Genomic DNA, 15,042 nt, shown 5'->3' with positions numbered 1-15,042 from the left:
CGGTCAGAACCTTTGCGCCGAGAAGGCCGCGGCATCGACCGGCGGGGCCGCGCCCGTCACAAGGGCGGCCACGATCTCTGCCGTCATCGGGGCGGCGGCCAATCCGGTATGGCCATGGCCGAAGGCATGGATCACCGCGGGGCAGGCCCGGGCCGGGCCGATCACCGGCAGGCCATCCGCCGGGGACGGCCGGTGTCCCTGCCAGCGCTGCATCCGGGCGAGGTCGAAGCGCAGCCCGGGATAGGTGGATCGCAGATTTTCCACCAGAATCGCCGCCCGGCGCCAGTCCGGCGCAGCGGCGGTCGAGGCCAGCTCCACCTGACCGGAGGCCCGCAAGCCCCCTTCGACCGGGGTATTCGCCATCTTCCCGTCGCTGGGCAGCACCGGGCGCGAGGGGCCGCCCGAGGCATCGGCCAGCTGGACGTGATACCCCCGTTCGCTGATCATCGGGATGCGGTCGCCCAGACCGGCGGCCAGATCGGCAGAATGGATGCCGGAGGCGATCACCGCGGCGGTGCAGGGCACCTCCCCCCGTGTCGTCTGCACCGCCAGAAGCCGTGTGCCCTGCCGATGAAAACCGGTCACGGCTGCGCGCAGAAATGCGGCGCCTCGCGCTTCGGCCGCCTGCGCCAGCGCGGCGACATAGGCGCCCGGATCGTGGCAATGGACCCCGCGGTCCACCACCGCGGCAAAGCCGTAGCCCGGGCCAAGCGCAGGTTCATGCGCGCGCAGATCCTCCCCCTCGATCTCGCGCCAGATCAGGCCGTTGTCGCGACGGATGGCCCAGGCCAGCGCGTCACGGGCAAAGGCAGCGCGGTCGGGGTAAACATAGGTCAGCCCCTGATGCCGGATCAGATCGGCCCGGCCGATCCCCGCAGCCAGCGCCGTATGGCGCTCTGGCGCATCGGCCAGCAGGCTGTTCAGCAGACCCGCGGTGCGGCGGACCTTCGCCTCGGTCCTGCCCGCCGCCAAGAACCGGATAAGCCACGGTGCCAGCGACGGAAGATGCCGCCAGCGGATGGTCAATGCGCCGCGCCGGTCCAGCAGAAAGCCCGGCACCTGCCGCCACAGGCCGGGCATGGACATGGGAATGATCGAGGCCGGGCTGATAAAGGCGCCGTTGCCATAGCTGGCCGCCTGTTCACCGCCGGGCGGGGCGGGGTCGATCAGCGTCACCCCGCAGCCGCGGTCCAGCAGCGCATGGGCCACCGCCACCCCCACGATGCCCGCGCCGATCACGGCCACATGCTGCGGTCCGCCGCTGCGCATCGCTTTCTCCCTGTCTGCTGCCCGGAAACCAAGCGCGACACAACGCAGGCGGGCAGAGGCGATCCTAGTCTTGCGGAAAGGCGGCACGGAAATCTTGAAAAATTCGTTCCGGCATGAGTTTTGGTCATCACGAACAGTCAGGGTCCCCGATGCGCCGTTTCCTTCCTTCGCTTTCCGCCCTGCAGGCCTTTGATTCCGCCGCCCGGCATCTGTCCTTTACCCGCGCGGCCGAGGATCTGATGCTGACGCAAAGCGGGGTCAGCCGGCAGATTTCCAATCTGGAAACCTATCTGGGCGTGCGGCTGTTCGAACGGATCGGGTCGCGGCTGGTCCTGACCGATGCGGGCGCCGCCTATGCCGCCGATGTGCGGCAGACGCTGGACCGGCTGGAGGAGGTGTCGATCGACGCGGTGCGCGGGCGGAAGGCCGACAAGTCGCTGATGCTGGGGGCGCATCCGACCTTTGCCCTGCGCTGGTTGATCCCGCGGCTGCGCGCCTTTGGCCGTGCCTTTCCCGGCCTGCCGGTAGAGGTGATGACCATGCCACAGGGCGCGACCCCCGCCGATGCCGAAACAGACCTGTGCATCCTGCGGGGGGTCGGGTCGTGGCAGGCCGCACGGGTGCGGCCGCTGATGCCAGAGCGGCTGGCCGTGGTGGCGGCGCCCGCATTGGTGGAAAGCCTTGGCCCGCTGCCCGAAGAGCTGGACTTCCGCCGCCTGCCCACGCTGCAGAATGCCAGCCGCCCCAGTCTCTGGCTGCAATGGCTGCGCGCTGCGGGGCGGCGGTATGAGGGGGCTATTCAGGGCAACCGGATGCCGCAGACCGAAATGCTGATCCGCGCCGCGGTCGAAGGCTTGGGTCTGGCCGTGGTGCCCGACATCTATATCGAAGACGAATTGCGGCAGGGTCTGCTGATGCTGCCCTTCGGCCCACCGGTGCCCTCGGGCGAGGGCTATTGGACAGCCATTCCCGAAACCCGGGCGCACCGGCCCAATCTGGTGGCGGTGCGCGACTGGCTGCTCCGCTCTGCTGATGGGCCGCGTCATGAATAATAATCATACAGGACCGTAAATATCGCGGTTCCCATCGGCTTTCCCCGCCTCCTAGACTTGCCGGATGCAACCGGCCGGGCGCAATCCGGCCGGACCAATGAAATCCAACCAACATGGGGTCGCAGATGAACATGAAGACCATGGCGCGCAGCTTCGGACTTGCGGCCGCCCTGATGCTTGGCACCGCGGGTTCGGCGGTCTGGGCGCAGTCCATCACCGTGGCCATCGGCTCGGAGCCTTCGACCCTGGACCCGCAGCTCCGCGATGACGGGGGCGAGCGGCAGGTGAACGACAATATATATGAGGCGCTGCTGGCCCGCACCCCCACCGGGGAACTGGTTCCCGGTCTGGCCGCCGACCTGCCCAAGCAGGTGGATGAGCTGACGTGGCAGTTCAAGCTGCGTGAGGGGGTGACCTTCTCGAACGGGGCGCCGTTCAATGCGGCGGCCGTGGTCGCCTCGGTCACGCGGGTGATCGACCCGGCCAACAATTCGGAACAGATGGCCTATTTCGGCACCATCGCCGGGGCCGAGGCGGTGGATGACCTGATCGTCAACATCAAGACCAGCGGCCCGGACCCGATCCTGCCGTCGCGCATGTATTGGATGAAGATGATCGAGCCGGGCCATGCCGGATCGGCCGATCTCGCCTCGGTCCCCGTGGGCACCGGGCCCTATATGCTGGACAGCTGGAACCGCGGGTCGGACCTGAAGCTGGTGGTGAACCCCACCTACTGGGGCACCGCGCCGCAGGTGGATGAAGTGACCTATCGCTTCGTGACCGAGCCGGGCACCCGCCTGTCGGGCCTGCTGGCGGGTGAGTTCGACGTGATCACCAACCTTCTGCCGGAATTCACCGCCAGCGTGCCGAAATTCGCCGCGGTGGCGGGGCTGGAAACCTCGGTCTTCGTTCTGGGCACGGACAATGAGGTGACCGGAAATCCGAAGGTGCGTGAGGCGCTGAACCTTGCCATCGACCGGCAGGCGATGGCCGACAGCCTGTTCATGGGCTATGCCCAGATCGCCAAGGGCGTGCACATCAACCCCGCCGCCTTCGGCTTCAACGCCGACCTGCCCTATTACGAATACAACCCCGACAAGGCCCGCGCCCTGTTGGCCGAAGCCGGGCTGGAAGGCGCCGCCATCACCGTGGTGGGCGAAAGCGGCCGCTGGCTGAAGGACCGCGAACAGATCGAGGCGGTGTCGCAATACTGGGCCGAAATCGGCCTGACCGTGACCACCGACATTCAGGAATTCTCGGTCTATCTGGACAGCCTGATGGGCGACGGACCGCGCCCGGATGCGATCTTCATCGCCAATTCGAACGAATTGCTGGATGCGGACCGCGAAATGTCCTTCATCTATCACAAGGACGGGGCGGCGGCCTCGAACTCGGACAGCTGGATGGCCGAACAGATCGACGCCGCGCGGGTGGAGACCGATCCGGCGAAGCGCAAGGCGATCTATGATGAGATCGAGGCGAAGATCCACGCCGAGAATTATGCTGTGCCGCTGTTCAACCTGCAGGACATCTATGGCATGTCGGAACGGATGGACTGGCAGCCCCGCGCGGATGCCAAGCTGATCATCGCCGAAATGAAGGTGGCAGAGTAAGATACGGGCCGGGGCGGTCCGCCGCCCCTTCCCCTGACGCCCGGAAAGACCGCCGCCCGTGTTGCCCTTTCTTCTTCACCGTCTGATGCAGGGTGTGCTGGTGGTCTTCGGTGTGACCGCCACCGTCTTTGTCGTCACGCGACTGGCGGGCAATCCGGTGGATCTGATGCTGCCGCTGTCGGCCACCGCTGAGCAGCGCGCCGCCTTTGCCGCGCAGATCGGGCTGGACCAGCCGCTGCCGGTGCAGTTCCTGCGCTTTTGCGGCGATATCCTGACGCTGGATTTCGGGCAAAGCATGTGGCAGCGCCGCCCCGCGGTCGAGGTGGTGTTTGAACGTCTGCCGAATTCGCTTTTGCTGATCGGGGCCGCCCTTGGGTTGGCCGTCGCGCTGTCCCTGCCGCTTGGCGCGATTGCGGCGCTGCGGCCAGGCGGGCTGGTGGACCGGCTGACCACATCGGCCGGGCTTCTGGGGCTAGCCATGCCCCAGTTCTGGGTCGGGCTGATGGCGATCATGGTCTTCGGCGTCTGGCTGAAATGGCTACCGACTTCCTCCATGGGGACGGTCTGGCACCTGATCCTGCCCGCGGTCACCATGGCGCTGGCCCCCTTGGCGCGGTTCACGATGATGGTGCGCGCCAGCATGATCGAGGAACTGAACAAACCCTACGTGAAAACCGCCCGGTCCAAGGGGCTGGGCCTGTCGGTGATCCTGCACCGCCACGCGCTTCGCAACATCATGGTGCCGTTCATCTCCATCTCGGGGTGGGAGATGATCACGGCGCTGTCGGGCTATACGGTGGTGGTGGAGACGGTGTTTGCATGGCCCGGCCTTGGCAGCACCGCGGTGCAGGCGATCCAGAAGGGTGACCTGTTCCTGATGCAGGCCATCGTCTTCATCGTCTCGGGCCTGATCGTGCTGATCGGCATTGCCATGGATCTGCTGGCGAAAACCGTCGATCCGCGGATCGAGCTGAACTGATGGCCGCGTCCGCCCCCTCGCCCGCCGCGGCCCGCACAGGCGGATTTCTGGCCGAGCTTTGGCAGGACAAGACCGCGGCGATCAGCCTGCTGGTGATCGTGGCCATCGCACTGATGGCAATCTTCGCGCCGCTGATCGCACCGCATGAACCCCAGTTCCAGTCGCTGACCTCACGGCTGACGCCCCCCGCGTGGATGCCCCGCGGCAACTGGGAGCATCTGTTCGGCACTGACAATCTGGGCCGGGACGTGCTGTCGCGGCTGATCTGGGGCGCGCGGGCCACGCTGACGGTGGGCCTGCTGACCAGCCTTCTGGCCGCCACTTTGGGCACCCTAGTCGGGCTTTGGGCGGGCTATGCGGGCGGGCGCACCGATGCCGTGCTGATGCGGCTGGTGGATATCCAGATCTCCTTTCCCGGCATCCTTTTGATCCTGCTGGTGGTGGGCGTTGTGGGCGCGGGGATTTGGACGCTGATCCTTGTCCTGTCGGTGACGAACTGGATGGTCTATGCGCGACTGGTGCGCGGTATCGTCTCCTCCACCCGCGCGGCGCCCTATGTCGAAGCGGCCGAGATCGTGGGCTGCCGCCCGTCGCGGGTGATCTTCCGGCATATCCTGCCGAACCTGATCTCGCCCCTGATGACCCTTCTGATCCTTGAGTTCACCAATATCGTGCTGGCCGAGGCCGCGGTATCCTTCCTTGGCTTTGGCGTGCAGCCGCCCGCCACGTCATGGGGCCTCGATGTGGCCTCGGGGCGGGATTACCTGTTCATCGCATGGTGGGTGATCACCTTCCCCGGGCTGGCCATCGTGGCCACGGTGCTGTCGATCAACCTCTTTGCCAACTGGCTGCGGGTGACGACCGACCCGGAGGAACGAGAGAAACGTTTCGCCCGGGCCGAGGCCGCGCGGCGGCGGCGGATAGAACGGCGCGCCCGGCGGCGGGGGGTGCGGTCATGACGCCCCTTCTGGAGGTGGAAAATCTGGAGGTTGCCTTCGATACCCGCGCGGGCACCGTGCAGGCCCTGCGCGGCGTGTCCCTGACCGTGGCCCGGGGTGAGACTTTGGGGCTGGTCGGCGAAAGCGGGTCGGGCAAATCGGTGACGGCGCAGGCGATCATGGGGCTGATCGACATCCCCGGGCGAATTGCGGGCGGTCAGGTGCGCTGGCAGGGGCATCCTCTGGTGGGAGCAGGCGCCCCCCGCGCGCCGCGCGGCGTCTGGGGCAAGGACATCAGCATGGTGTTCCAGAACCCGATGACCTCGCTCAACCCGCTGATGACCATCGGCGACCAGATCGCCGAGGGGATCACCCTACATCTGGGCCTGCCCCGCGCCGCGGCGCTGGACCGCGCCGCAGAACTGCTGGCGGCGGTCGGCATTTCCGGCGCGCGGCGGCGGCTGGCGCAGTTCCCGCATGAGCTTTCGGGCGGGATGCGGCAGCGCGTGATGATCGCCATGGCCGTCGCCTGTGAGCCGAAGCTGGTCATCGCCGATGAACCCACCACCGCGCTGGATGTGACCATTCAGGCGCAGATCCTTGAACTGATGGCCGAGTTGCAGGACCGGCTGGGCCTGTCGATCATCCTGATCACCCATGATCTGGGCATCGTGGCGGGCCTCTGCCACCGGGTGGCGGTGATGTATGCGGGCCAGATCGTCGAAGTGGCCCCGGTCGAGGAGATCTTCGCCGCGCCCGCGCATCCCTATACTCAAGGCCTGATCCGCTCCACCCCGCAGCTGGAGGCGGGGGAGGAGAGGCTGGTGGCCATCGACGGCATGCCGCCGGGCCTGCTGCATCCGCCCGAAGGCTGTGCCTTCCGCGCGCGCTGCCCGATTGCGGGGCCGGATTGCGCAAAGATGCCGCCCCTGCGCGCATGGGGCGCCGGTCAGGTGGCCTGCTGGAAGGCGGGCACGCCCGCATGGGGGGCGGCATGACGCCCACCCTTTCGGTCCAGAACCTGTCCGTTGATTACGAACTGTCCGCCGCGGGCCTGTTCCGCCGCCGCCGTGCGGTCAATGCGGTGGCCAATGTCTCCTTTGACATCGCGCCGGGTGAGACTTTGGGGCTGGTCGGCGAAAGCGGGTCGGGCAAGACCACCGTGGGCCGCGCCGTGCTGCGCCGTCTGGCCGCGGCGCAAGGGCGGATCCTGTTCGAGGGGCAGGATATCACCCGGTTGCAGGGCGATGCCCTGCGCCGCTTGCGCGCGCGGATGCAGATCGTGTTGCAGGACCCCTATACCTCGCTGAACCCGCGCCACCGGGTGGGGGAAATCGTGGCAGAGCCGCTGCTGGTCCACGGCATCGCCGCCACCCCCGAGGAAGCCCGCGCCACGGTGCGCGATCTACTGACCCGGGTCGGCCTGCCCGCCGATGCGGCGGACCGTTATCCCCACAGCTTCTCCGGCGGGCAGCGGCAAAGGATCGGCATTGCCCGCGCACTGGCGCTGAAGCCCGCGCTGATCGTTGCGGATGAGCCGGTCTCGGCGCTGGACGTGTCCGTCCGGGCGCAGGTGGTGAACCTGATGCAGGATCTGCAGCGCGATCTGGGGATTTCCTTCCTGTTCATCGCCCATGATCTGGCCATCGTCCGCCACATCAGCCACCGCGTCGCCATCATGTATGCCGGGCGTCTGGTTGAGGTGGCCCCGCGCGAGGATGTCTATTCCCGCCCGATCCATCCCTATACGCGCGCGCTTTTGTCGGCGGTCCCGGTGGCCGATCCGAAGGTGCAGCGGACACGGCGTCGGATCGTGCATCCGGGCGAAAGCGTGGACATCGCCAACCCGCCGACCGGCTGCCGCTTTCATCCGCGCTGCCCCTTGGCCACCGAACAATGCCGCAATGCCGAGCCACCGCTGTTGCGGCGAGAGGGCGCGCGCTTTGCCGCCTGCTGGAACAGCGGCGCATGACCGAGCTTTTGTTCAGCTGGCCGGGCCTTGCCGCCGTGATTGCCGTCTTCTGCGCGGGCGCGGTGCAGGGGTCCACCGGCTTTGGCTTCAACATGTTGGCCGCCCCCCTGCTGGCGATCATTGATCAGGCCTTTGTGCCCGGCCCGATGCTGGTCATGGCCACCGCGGTCTGCATCGGCGGCGCGGTGGCCGAGCGGTCACAGGTCAACCGGCGCGATCTGGCCTTTGCGCTGTCGGGCCGCGCCGTGGCCGCCGCGGGCGCCGCGCTTGTGGTGGGTCTACTGTCACCCGAAGGTTTTGCCGGGCTGTTCGGCTTCGCCATCCTCTTGGCCGTCGCGCTCAGCCTGTCGGGGCTGAAGGTGCAGACGACGCCCGGCACGCTGTTCGGGGCAGGGCTGATTTCGGGCTTCATGGGCACGCTGACCTCGATCGGGGCGCCACCGATGGCGATTGCCTATCAGAATGCCGCACCTGCGCGGATGCGGGCGACGCTGAACGCCTATTTCTTCGTGGGCGGTCTGATTTCCATTGCCGCCCTGCTGGCCGCGGGGCGGTTCGGGCTGCACGATCTGGCGCTTGGCGCGATGATGACCCCCTTCGCGCTGGCGGGCTTCCTCGCCTCGGGCTGGGGGCGGCGGCTGATGGACAAGGGGCGGGTCAAGCCGGTGGTCATCGCGGTCTCTTCCGCCTCGGCCATCGTGCTGCTGGCCCGCGCTTTTGCATGAGGAGAGTGAGATGGACGCGGTTCTGCTGATCACGGGTGCCGCCACCGGTATCGGCGCAGCCATTGCCCGGCGGATGGCGCAGCCCGGCGCGCGGCTGGTACTGCACACCGGCAGGAATGCCGCGGGGCTGGAGGCGCTGGCCGGGGAATTGCGCGCCACCGGGGCGCAGGTGGCCACAGCCCTGGGCGATCTGGCCGATCCCGCCACCGCGCCCGCGCTGGTTGAGACGGCGCACGAGGCCTTTGGCCGGGTGGACGGGATCGTATCCAATGCAGGCCGGGCGCAGCGCGGCAATTTCGGCACCATCACACCCGCCGATCTGGAGGCCGCCTTCGCCATGATGCCGGTGGCCTTCCTGCGGCTGATCAATGCGGCGCTGCCCGATCTGACGACCAGCCGTCAGGGCCGGGTGGTGGCGATCAGTTCCTTCGTGGCGCATGGCTTTGGCACCAACGGGCTGCATTATCCGGTGTCCGGCGCCGCCAAGGCCGCGCTGGAGGCGCTGGCGAAATCCTTGGCGGTGCAGTTGGGGCCGCACGGGGTGACGGTGAACTGCATCGCCCCCGGTTTCGTCCGCAAGGACAGCGGCGGCCATACAGCCACATCCTCGGCCACGATGGAAAGCGCGGCCGCCATCACCCCCACGGGCCGGATCGGCGAACCCGCGGATGTGGCGGAAACGGCGGCCTTTCTGCTGTCGCCCGCGGCGCGGCAGATCACCGGGCAGGTGATCCATGTCGACGGCGGGCTGCTCCTCCCCTGACGCTCAGGTCCGGTAGCCCAGATTGGCCGAGATTTCCCGCGCTGCAGCGGTGATCTCGGCAATATGTTCGGCGGATGGGACCGGACCCAGATACTGGATCGAGTCCACCATGGACACCACGCCGACGAAATGGCCAAGTGCATCGCGGATGGGCGCGGCCAGCGCGTTCAGCCCGACCATGATCTCATTCGGCGCGACGGCCCAGCCCTGACGGCGGATCGTGTCGATCTCGGCCTTCAGCTGTTCGGGGTCAAGGATCGTATAGGCCGTGTGGCGTTCCAAGGGCGCATCGCAGATCTGCGGCAGCAGGATCGCATCGCCGAAGGCCAGCGCGATCTTGCCTTGCGCGCTGGCGTGATGGCTGAGAAGCGAGCCGGGCTTCACGCTGATTTCGATATTGGACCGGCTGGGCACCAGCAAAAGCACCCGCACCCCGCCTGTATCCGGCTGGCTGACGGTGACGGCATGGCCCATCCGGTCGCGCAATTCGCGCGCGACGAAACGGGCGGCAGTGGCGAGTTCAAAGTTCTCGCCCACCGCCTGCCCCAATGCGATCAGCCGCGCGCTGATCCCGTAGCGTTCGGTATCGGCATCGCGCAGCAGATACCCGGCCGAGACCAGCGTCTGCAGATGGCGGTGGATGCGGCTTTTCGTGGTGCCGAACTGCCGGGCCAGTTCCGATACCCCGACCGAGCCCTGCGCCTGCACCATGAACTCCAGAATATGCAGGGCGAATTCCACCGCCTGCACGCTGCTGCCGCGCCCGCCGGATTTGGCGTCGCCGTCGTCACTCATCTCAGGGCCTCTCCCGGGGCTGCGGTCCATCACCTTCAGTCCGGCATAGGATAATCATTCGCATTCAAGACCCAACCGGCTTGTTGCGAGAAATCCTCGCGGGGCGGGGCAAAAATGTCGATCAGCTGGTTCACGCCCTGATCCACCCCGCGCGAGGTGTGGATGGCCGGGGCCGGAATGACGGTCAGCGAGGGGGAGCCCACCTCCGGGTGCCGGTCTTCACGCCAGTCGTTCAGGTTCACCGTCCAGGGCCAGCGCAGATGGTGGACGAAGCGGCCCTCGACCGACAGCGAGCCCTGTTCGAAATCGTCGTGGTGATGCGGCGACAGTTTGGTGATGTCACGCGGCCCGACCTGCGGGTCCAGTACGTTTATCATCAGCGTGGTGCAGCGGAAAATCCGGCCGAAGCGGCCCGGTGTGGGCGGCACGTCAAGGCTGTAGCTGCGGATGCGGTAACCGCCGGGCGGCGCGGGCCACGGGCGGAACGGCGGGATCTGCGGGCGGCGCGTGACGAAAGAGGCCGCGTTGGAGGCCAGCGCCGACAGGTCTTCCTGCACGGTCGAAAAGATGCGCTCGGCCGGGCCGCCGTCGGGCAGTTCGATCCGGCTGTCGCCGGGCGGCAGGATGGTCAGCGAATGGCCTGCCACCTCGGTGGTTTCACCGCCCGCGGTCACGATGGCGCGGCTGTCGCGCCGGGGCAGGATCAGCACATATTCATCAGGCTGCGTGCTGCGGGTCAGCACAGCGCCGGGCTGCGCATCAGTATGGGCCACAAGGAAATTCTGGCCGCGGGTGATCCATGTCGGCGCCAGATCGTCGGCGATCTGCGGCGCGGTTTCGTAGAACAGCCCGAGGTCGGCATCGGCAAAGCCAAGCCCAGCGGCGGTGGCCGGGGCGGCGCTTCCGGCAAGACGGCTGCGGGGATCGCTGGTGTCATACATATGAGCCTCCTCCTGTCGTTCTTTCTGTCAGAACACTTGTACCGTTATTTTTACATTCCCAAACTGTCAACGTCAGTTTCCCGATTGTTTCCAGCCTCTTTCCGCCGAGAAACGCCCGCACTCCATGCAGAAAAGAATCGACTTGACAGTCATGCGCAACATCATTGTAAATTGCGATACAGTGTTCTGCAATACGAAACGGGAGGATAGTTATGCTGAACCGCCGCCAGATGATGGCAATGTCGGGCTCTATGGCCGTCGCACTGGCTGCGCCGTCGATTGTCCGGGCGAATGCGATGAAACTGATGCTGGCCCATGCCACGGCCGAGAGCCATCCGGGCCATATCTTCGCGCTGGAATTCCAGAAGGCGATGGAAGCCCTGCTGCCCGGCGCCGTGAACATCCAGATCTTCCCCAACCGCCAGCTGGGCGATGACAAGCAGAATCTGGAATCCACCGTGGCGGGCACGGTGCAGCTGTCCATGGTCTCGGGCGTGATCTTCCCGCTGGTCACCGGGCGCGAGGCGCTGAACGCCTATCAGCTGCCCTTCCTGATCCGCGACTACGACCACATGGAAAAGATGGCGAAAAGCGAAGTCGGCGCCAAGCTGCTGGCCGATCTGGACGAAGCCGGTCTGGTGGGCCTGTCCACCGTCGACATCGGCCAGCGCCATTTCCTGTCGACCAAGAAGGCCGTCACCACGACCGCCGATTTCGCCGGTCTGAAGACCCGGATCGTGCCGGTGCCGCTGCACAAGGAAATCTGGGAAAAGATCGGCACCGCCCCGGTGGGCCTGCCCTATGGCGAAGTCTATGGTGCGATGGAAACCGGCGTGCTGGATGCGCTGGAGACCAATATCTCGTCCATCATCGGTGAAAACCTGTGGGAAGTCGGCAAGCAGATGACGCTGACCGGCCATTACCCGTGGCATGCGATCATCTCGGCCAACAAGATGATCTTCGACACGCTGCCGGCCGAGGTGCAGGCCGCGATGCGGCAGGCCGGGACGGATGCCATCGGCCCGACCATCGCCTATGCGAAAGAACAGGACGCCACGGGCCGCGAGGCGCTGCAGGCAAAGGGGCTGGAGATCCACGAGCTGTCTGATCTGGACAAGCTGCGCGGCGATCTGGCGCCGATCCTGTCGGAATGGTCGGCCAAGTCACCGCTGATCGACGAATTCGTCAAGGCCGCACAGGCCGCCTGACGCCTTTCCGGCCGGTCCCTGCGCACCCCGCTCCGGGGCCGGCCCCGAACCATCGGGCCTTTCTCAGATGAACCAATCCGCTTCCCCGCCCGCCGGCGGGGTTGCCCGGACGGCCGCGATGCGGCTGTGGTCGGGCTATGTTCTCACGCTCAAATTCCTGGCCGGTTTCTCGACGCTGGTGATCGTGGTGGTGATGGTGGCACAGGTCGCCGCCCGCTACGTCTTCGGCACCTCGATCATCTGGGCCGAGGAATTGTGCCGCTACATCCTGATCTGGCAGACATTCCTGCTGATCGGCATCGCCTATCACCGCGGAGAGCTGGTGGCGCTGGATATTCTCAGCCATCGCCTGTCGCGCGGCGGTCTGCTGGCGCTGCGGCTGGTGGTATCACTGCCGGTCTGGATGTTCCTGTGGCTGATGATCACCGCAGGCTGGACCTTTGCCGGGCGGTTCACCGGGCAATCCGTGCCCGCCTTCGATTTCATCTGGGAAAGCCTGACCGGCCATGCCGCGGGTGTCACCGTGTTCTGGATCTATGTCTCGGTGCCGGTCGGCTGCGGCCTGCTGCTGGCCCATGTGGTGGGCCATTATCTCTGGGACCTGTGGCTGTTCCTGACCGGCCGGCCCGATCCGCACGGCGGCAACCTGCCCGGCCCCGGGGCCGGGCCGCAATCCGACATTTCCACCGGCGGAGCCGCGCAATGACCAGCTTTCTTGGCATCTTCATCGTCCTTCTGGTGCTGGGCATCCCGATCTCGCTGGCGCTTGGCGCGGGGGGCATCCTCTATCTCTGGCTGACCGACAACTGGATGCTGGTTCAGGCCATGCCGCAGCGGATGCTGGCGGGGGTGGATCAGTTCGTCCTGCTGACGATCCCGCTGTTCCTGCTGGCCGGGTCGCTGATGAATCTGGGCGGCCTTTCCAGCCGGATGATCGGCTTTGCCAATGCGCTGATCGGCCATTTCAAGGGCGGCATCTCGCTGGTGACGGTGCTGGCCTCGATTCTTTTCGCGGGCATCTCTGGCAGCGCCATCGCGCAGGCTTCGGCCATCGGGTCGCTGATGATCCCGGCGATGGACAAGCAGGGCATCCCCAAGGCCTATGGCGGCGCGCTGGTGGCCATGTCCTCGGTCATCGACCCGCTGATCCCTCCGTCGATCACCATGATCATCTTCGGCGTGCTGTCGGGCGTGTCCATCGCGCAGCTGTTCGTGGCGGGCATCGTGCCCGGCATCCTTCTGGGCGTGGCGCTGCTGATCTATGCCGGCTGGCAGGCGCACCGGCACAATTACCCCGCCATGCCCCGGGCCAGCTGGGGCGAACGGGGCCGCGCGCTGGTGGCCGCCATTCCGGCCCTGATGCTGCCCGTCATCATCGTGGGCGGGGTGAAATCCGGCATCTTCACCATGACGGAATCCGCCGCCGTGGCCGTGGCCTATGCGCTGATCGTGGGCGCGCTGCACCGGGAACTGTCCTGGGCCAAGATCTGGGATGCGCTGGTCATCACCGCCATCGCCACCTCGGGCCTGTTGTTCATCCTGGCCATGGCCTCCATCGTGGCCTTTGCCCTGACCGTGGAACAGGTGCCCACCACATTCGCCGAGGCGCTGCTGTCCATCTCGGACAACAAGCTGGTCGTGCTGCTGATGGTCAACATCATGCTCCTGATCCTGGGCAAGTTCCTGGAGCCGATCTCGGTCATGATCATCACCATGCCGATCCTTCTGAAGATCGCCGCGATGATCGAGATGGATCTGGTGCAGTTCGGGGTCATGGTCACGTTGAACGTGGTGATCGGCATGGTCACGCCGCCGGTGGGGGTCTGCCTCTTCGTGGTCTGCGCAATCTCGGGCGCCTCGCTGGGGGCTGTGTCGAAGGCCGTGTTCCCGATGTTCCTGATCTGCCTTGGCCTTCTGGCGGCCATCGCCCTGATCCCCGCCATCACGCTGGCGCTGCCGCATCTGATGATGCCCGCGCCCTGACGCCAGAACCGTAAGGAAACGCTCATGACCGGATACACCACCTTCCGCCGCCGCCTTCTGGCGCAAGAGCCGCTGATCGGCACTTTCTGCAAATTCCCCGTCCCCCATGCGATCGAGCTGCTGGGCGGGGTCGGCTTCGATTTTGTCGTGATCGACGAAGAGCACGGGCCGTGGGACCGCATCACCATCGACACCGCCATTCTGGCCGCCCGCGCCGCGGGTATCGCCGGGCTGGTGCGGGTGTCGGACCCCATCGCCTCGCGCATACTGTCTGTGCTGGATGACGGGGCGGCGGGGGTGCTGGTGCCGCATGTGCTGAGCGCGGAAAAGGCGCGCGACATGGCGGCCGCCTGCCGCTACCGCGGCGGCAAGCGGGGGTTCTCCAACACCACCCGCGCGGGCAATTTCGGGGGCCTTGGCCTTTGGGACCATGTGAAAAAGCATGACGAGGAAGTCTCTTTCATCGCCATGATCGAGGATGCCGAAGCGCTGGAGGATCTGGATGGCATCCTGTCCACCCCGGGGCTGGACGCCGCCTTCATCGGCCGGGGTGACCTGACCGTCGCACTTGGCGCCAGCGGTCCGGAATCGCCCGAGGTGATCTCGGCCTGCGCGCAGATCATGGCCGCCGCCAAGCGTCACGGCAAACCCGTGGCCATCATGTCCGGCGGCACAGAGGACACCCGCCGCTACCGCGAGATGGGCGCCTCGGCCTTCATCGTCTCTTCCGATCAGGGGTTCCTGCGCAACGGCGCGCTGAAATCCCTGTCCGACGTGCGCCTTGGCGCGAACTGAAAGGAAATT

The 15,042-nt window shown here is 66.5% G+C and carries 15 protein-coding genes; 12 read left to right on the top strand and 3 right to left on the bottom strand.

Features of this window, described 5'->3' with window-relative positions:
• Positions 1–3: 3 nt before the first annotated feature.
• Positions 4–1,269, bottom strand: a complete 1,266-nt coding sequence (locus ACO2Q5_RS11995) for an NAD(P)/FAD-dependent oxidoreductase (RefSeq protein WP_423291285.1) — start codon at positions 1,267–1,269, stop codon at positions 4–6.
• A 149-nt stretch (positions 1,270–1,418) separates the two neighbouring features.
• On the opposite strand from ACO2Q5_RS11995, the gene ACO2Q5_RS11990 reads away from it, so the two are divergent.
• The 8 genes from ACO2Q5_RS11990 to ACO2Q5_RS11955 all read left to right on the top strand — a co-directional run bounded on the left by ACO2Q5_RS11990 (position 1,419) and on the right by ACO2Q5_RS11955 (position 9,311).
• The gene (locus ACO2Q5_RS11990) at positions 1,419–2,321 is read left to right on the top strand and encodes a LysR substrate-binding domain-containing protein (protein ID WP_423291283.1); all 903 of its coding nucleotides are present in this window, start codon (positions 1,419–1,421) and stop codon (positions 2,319–2,321) included.
• Between the two features lie 125 nt (positions 2,322–2,446).
• On the top strand, positions 2,447–3,934 hold the full coding sequence (locus ACO2Q5_RS11985; protein WP_423291281.1) for an ABC transporter substrate-binding protein: 1,488 nt from the start codon (positions 2,447–2,449) through the stop codon (positions 3,932–3,934).
• Positions 3,935–3,995: 61 nt separating this feature from the next.
• Positions 3,996–4,913: an ABC transporter permease gene (locus tag ACO2Q5_RS11980; RefSeq protein ID WP_423291279.1), complete on the top strand. Its 918-nt coding sequence runs from the start codon at positions 3,996–3,998 to the stop codon at positions 4,911–4,913.
• On the top strand, positions 4,913–5,872 hold the full coding sequence (locus tag ACO2Q5_RS11975; RefSeq protein WP_423291277.1) for an ABC transporter permease: 960 nt from the start codon (positions 4,913–4,915) through the stop codon (positions 5,870–5,872). The genes ACO2Q5_RS11980 and ACO2Q5_RS11975 overlap by 1 nt, the downstream gene beginning before the upstream one ends.
• Positions 5,869–6,849 (top strand): ABC transporter ATP-binding protein, encoded by a 981-nt coding sequence (locus ACO2Q5_RS11970; RefSeq protein WP_423291275.1) that lies wholly within the window; start codon positions 5,869–5,871, stop codon positions 6,847–6,849. The genes ACO2Q5_RS11975 and ACO2Q5_RS11970 overlap by 4 nt, the downstream gene beginning before the upstream one ends.
• On the top strand, positions 6,846–7,823 hold the full coding sequence (locus tag ACO2Q5_RS11965; protein WP_423291273.1) for an ABC transporter ATP-binding protein: 978 nt from the start codon (positions 6,846–6,848) through the stop codon (positions 7,821–7,823). The genes ACO2Q5_RS11970 and ACO2Q5_RS11965 overlap by 4 nt, the downstream gene beginning before the upstream one ends.
• Complete coding sequence (locus tag ACO2Q5_RS11960) at positions 7,820–8,548, top strand: TSUP family transporter (RefSeq protein ID WP_423291271.1); 729 nt, start codon at positions 7,820–7,822, stop codon at positions 8,546–8,548. Before ACO2Q5_RS11965 ends, ACO2Q5_RS11960 begins: the two co-directional genes overlap by 4 nt.
• 10 nt (positions 8,549–8,558) lie before the next feature.
• A complete protein-coding gene (locus tag ACO2Q5_RS11955) occupies positions 8,559–9,311 on the top strand; it encodes an SDR family NAD(P)-dependent oxidoreductase (protein WP_423291269.1) in 753 nt (250 codons plus the stop codon).
• Positions 9,312–9,314: 3 nt separating this feature from the next.
• On the opposite strand, the gene ACO2Q5_RS11950 is transcribed toward ACO2Q5_RS11955, so the two are convergent.
• The gene (locus ACO2Q5_RS11950; protein ID WP_423291266.1) at positions 9,315–10,106 is read right to left on the bottom strand and encodes an IclR family transcriptional regulator; all 792 of its coding nucleotides are present in this window, start codon (positions 10,104–10,106) and stop codon (positions 9,315–9,317) included.
• 35 nt (positions 10,107–10,141) lie between these two features.
• Positions 10,142–11,047, bottom strand: coding sequence for a hypothetical protein (locus tag ACO2Q5_RS11945; RefSeq protein WP_423291264.1), 906 nt, complete (start codon positions 11,045–11,047; stop codon positions 10,142–10,144).
• Between the two features lie 212 nt (positions 11,048–11,259).
• On the opposite strand from ACO2Q5_RS11945, the gene ACO2Q5_RS11940 reads away from it, so the two are divergent.
• The 4 genes from ACO2Q5_RS11940 (at position 11,260) to ACO2Q5_RS11925 (ending at position 15,033) form a co-directional block, all read left to right on the top strand.
• The gene (locus ACO2Q5_RS11940) at positions 11,260–12,255 is read left to right on the top strand and encodes a TRAP transporter substrate-binding protein (protein WP_423291262.1); all 996 of its coding nucleotides are present in this window, start codon (positions 11,260–11,262) and stop codon (positions 12,253–12,255) included.
• A 118-nt stretch (positions 12,256–12,373) separates the two neighbouring features.
• Entirely contained in the window at positions 12,374–12,961 is a 588-nt protein-coding gene (locus tag ACO2Q5_RS11935) for a TRAP transporter small permease (RefSeq protein ID WP_423291260.1), read from the top strand.
• Positions 12,958–14,238: a TRAP transporter large permease gene (locus ACO2Q5_RS11930; RefSeq protein WP_423291258.1), complete on the top strand. Its 1,281-nt coding sequence runs from the start codon at positions 12,958–12,960 to the stop codon at positions 14,236–14,238. The genes ACO2Q5_RS11935 and ACO2Q5_RS11930 overlap by 4 nt, the downstream gene beginning before the upstream one ends.
• 24 nt (positions 14,239–14,262) lie before the next feature.
• Entirely contained in the window at positions 14,263–15,033 is a 771-nt protein-coding gene (locus ACO2Q5_RS11925; protein WP_423291256.1) for an HpcH/HpaI aldolase family protein, read from the top strand.
• The last annotated feature ends 9 nt before the right edge of the window (positions 15,034–15,042 follow it).

This window comes from Neotabrizicola sp. VNH66 (assembly GCF_049445895.1).
Taxonomy (GTDB): Bacteria; Pseudomonadota; Alphaproteobacteria; order Rhodobacterales; family Rhodobacteraceae; genus Pseudogemmobacter.
This window is presented reverse-complemented; position numbering and strand designations above follow the sequence as displayed.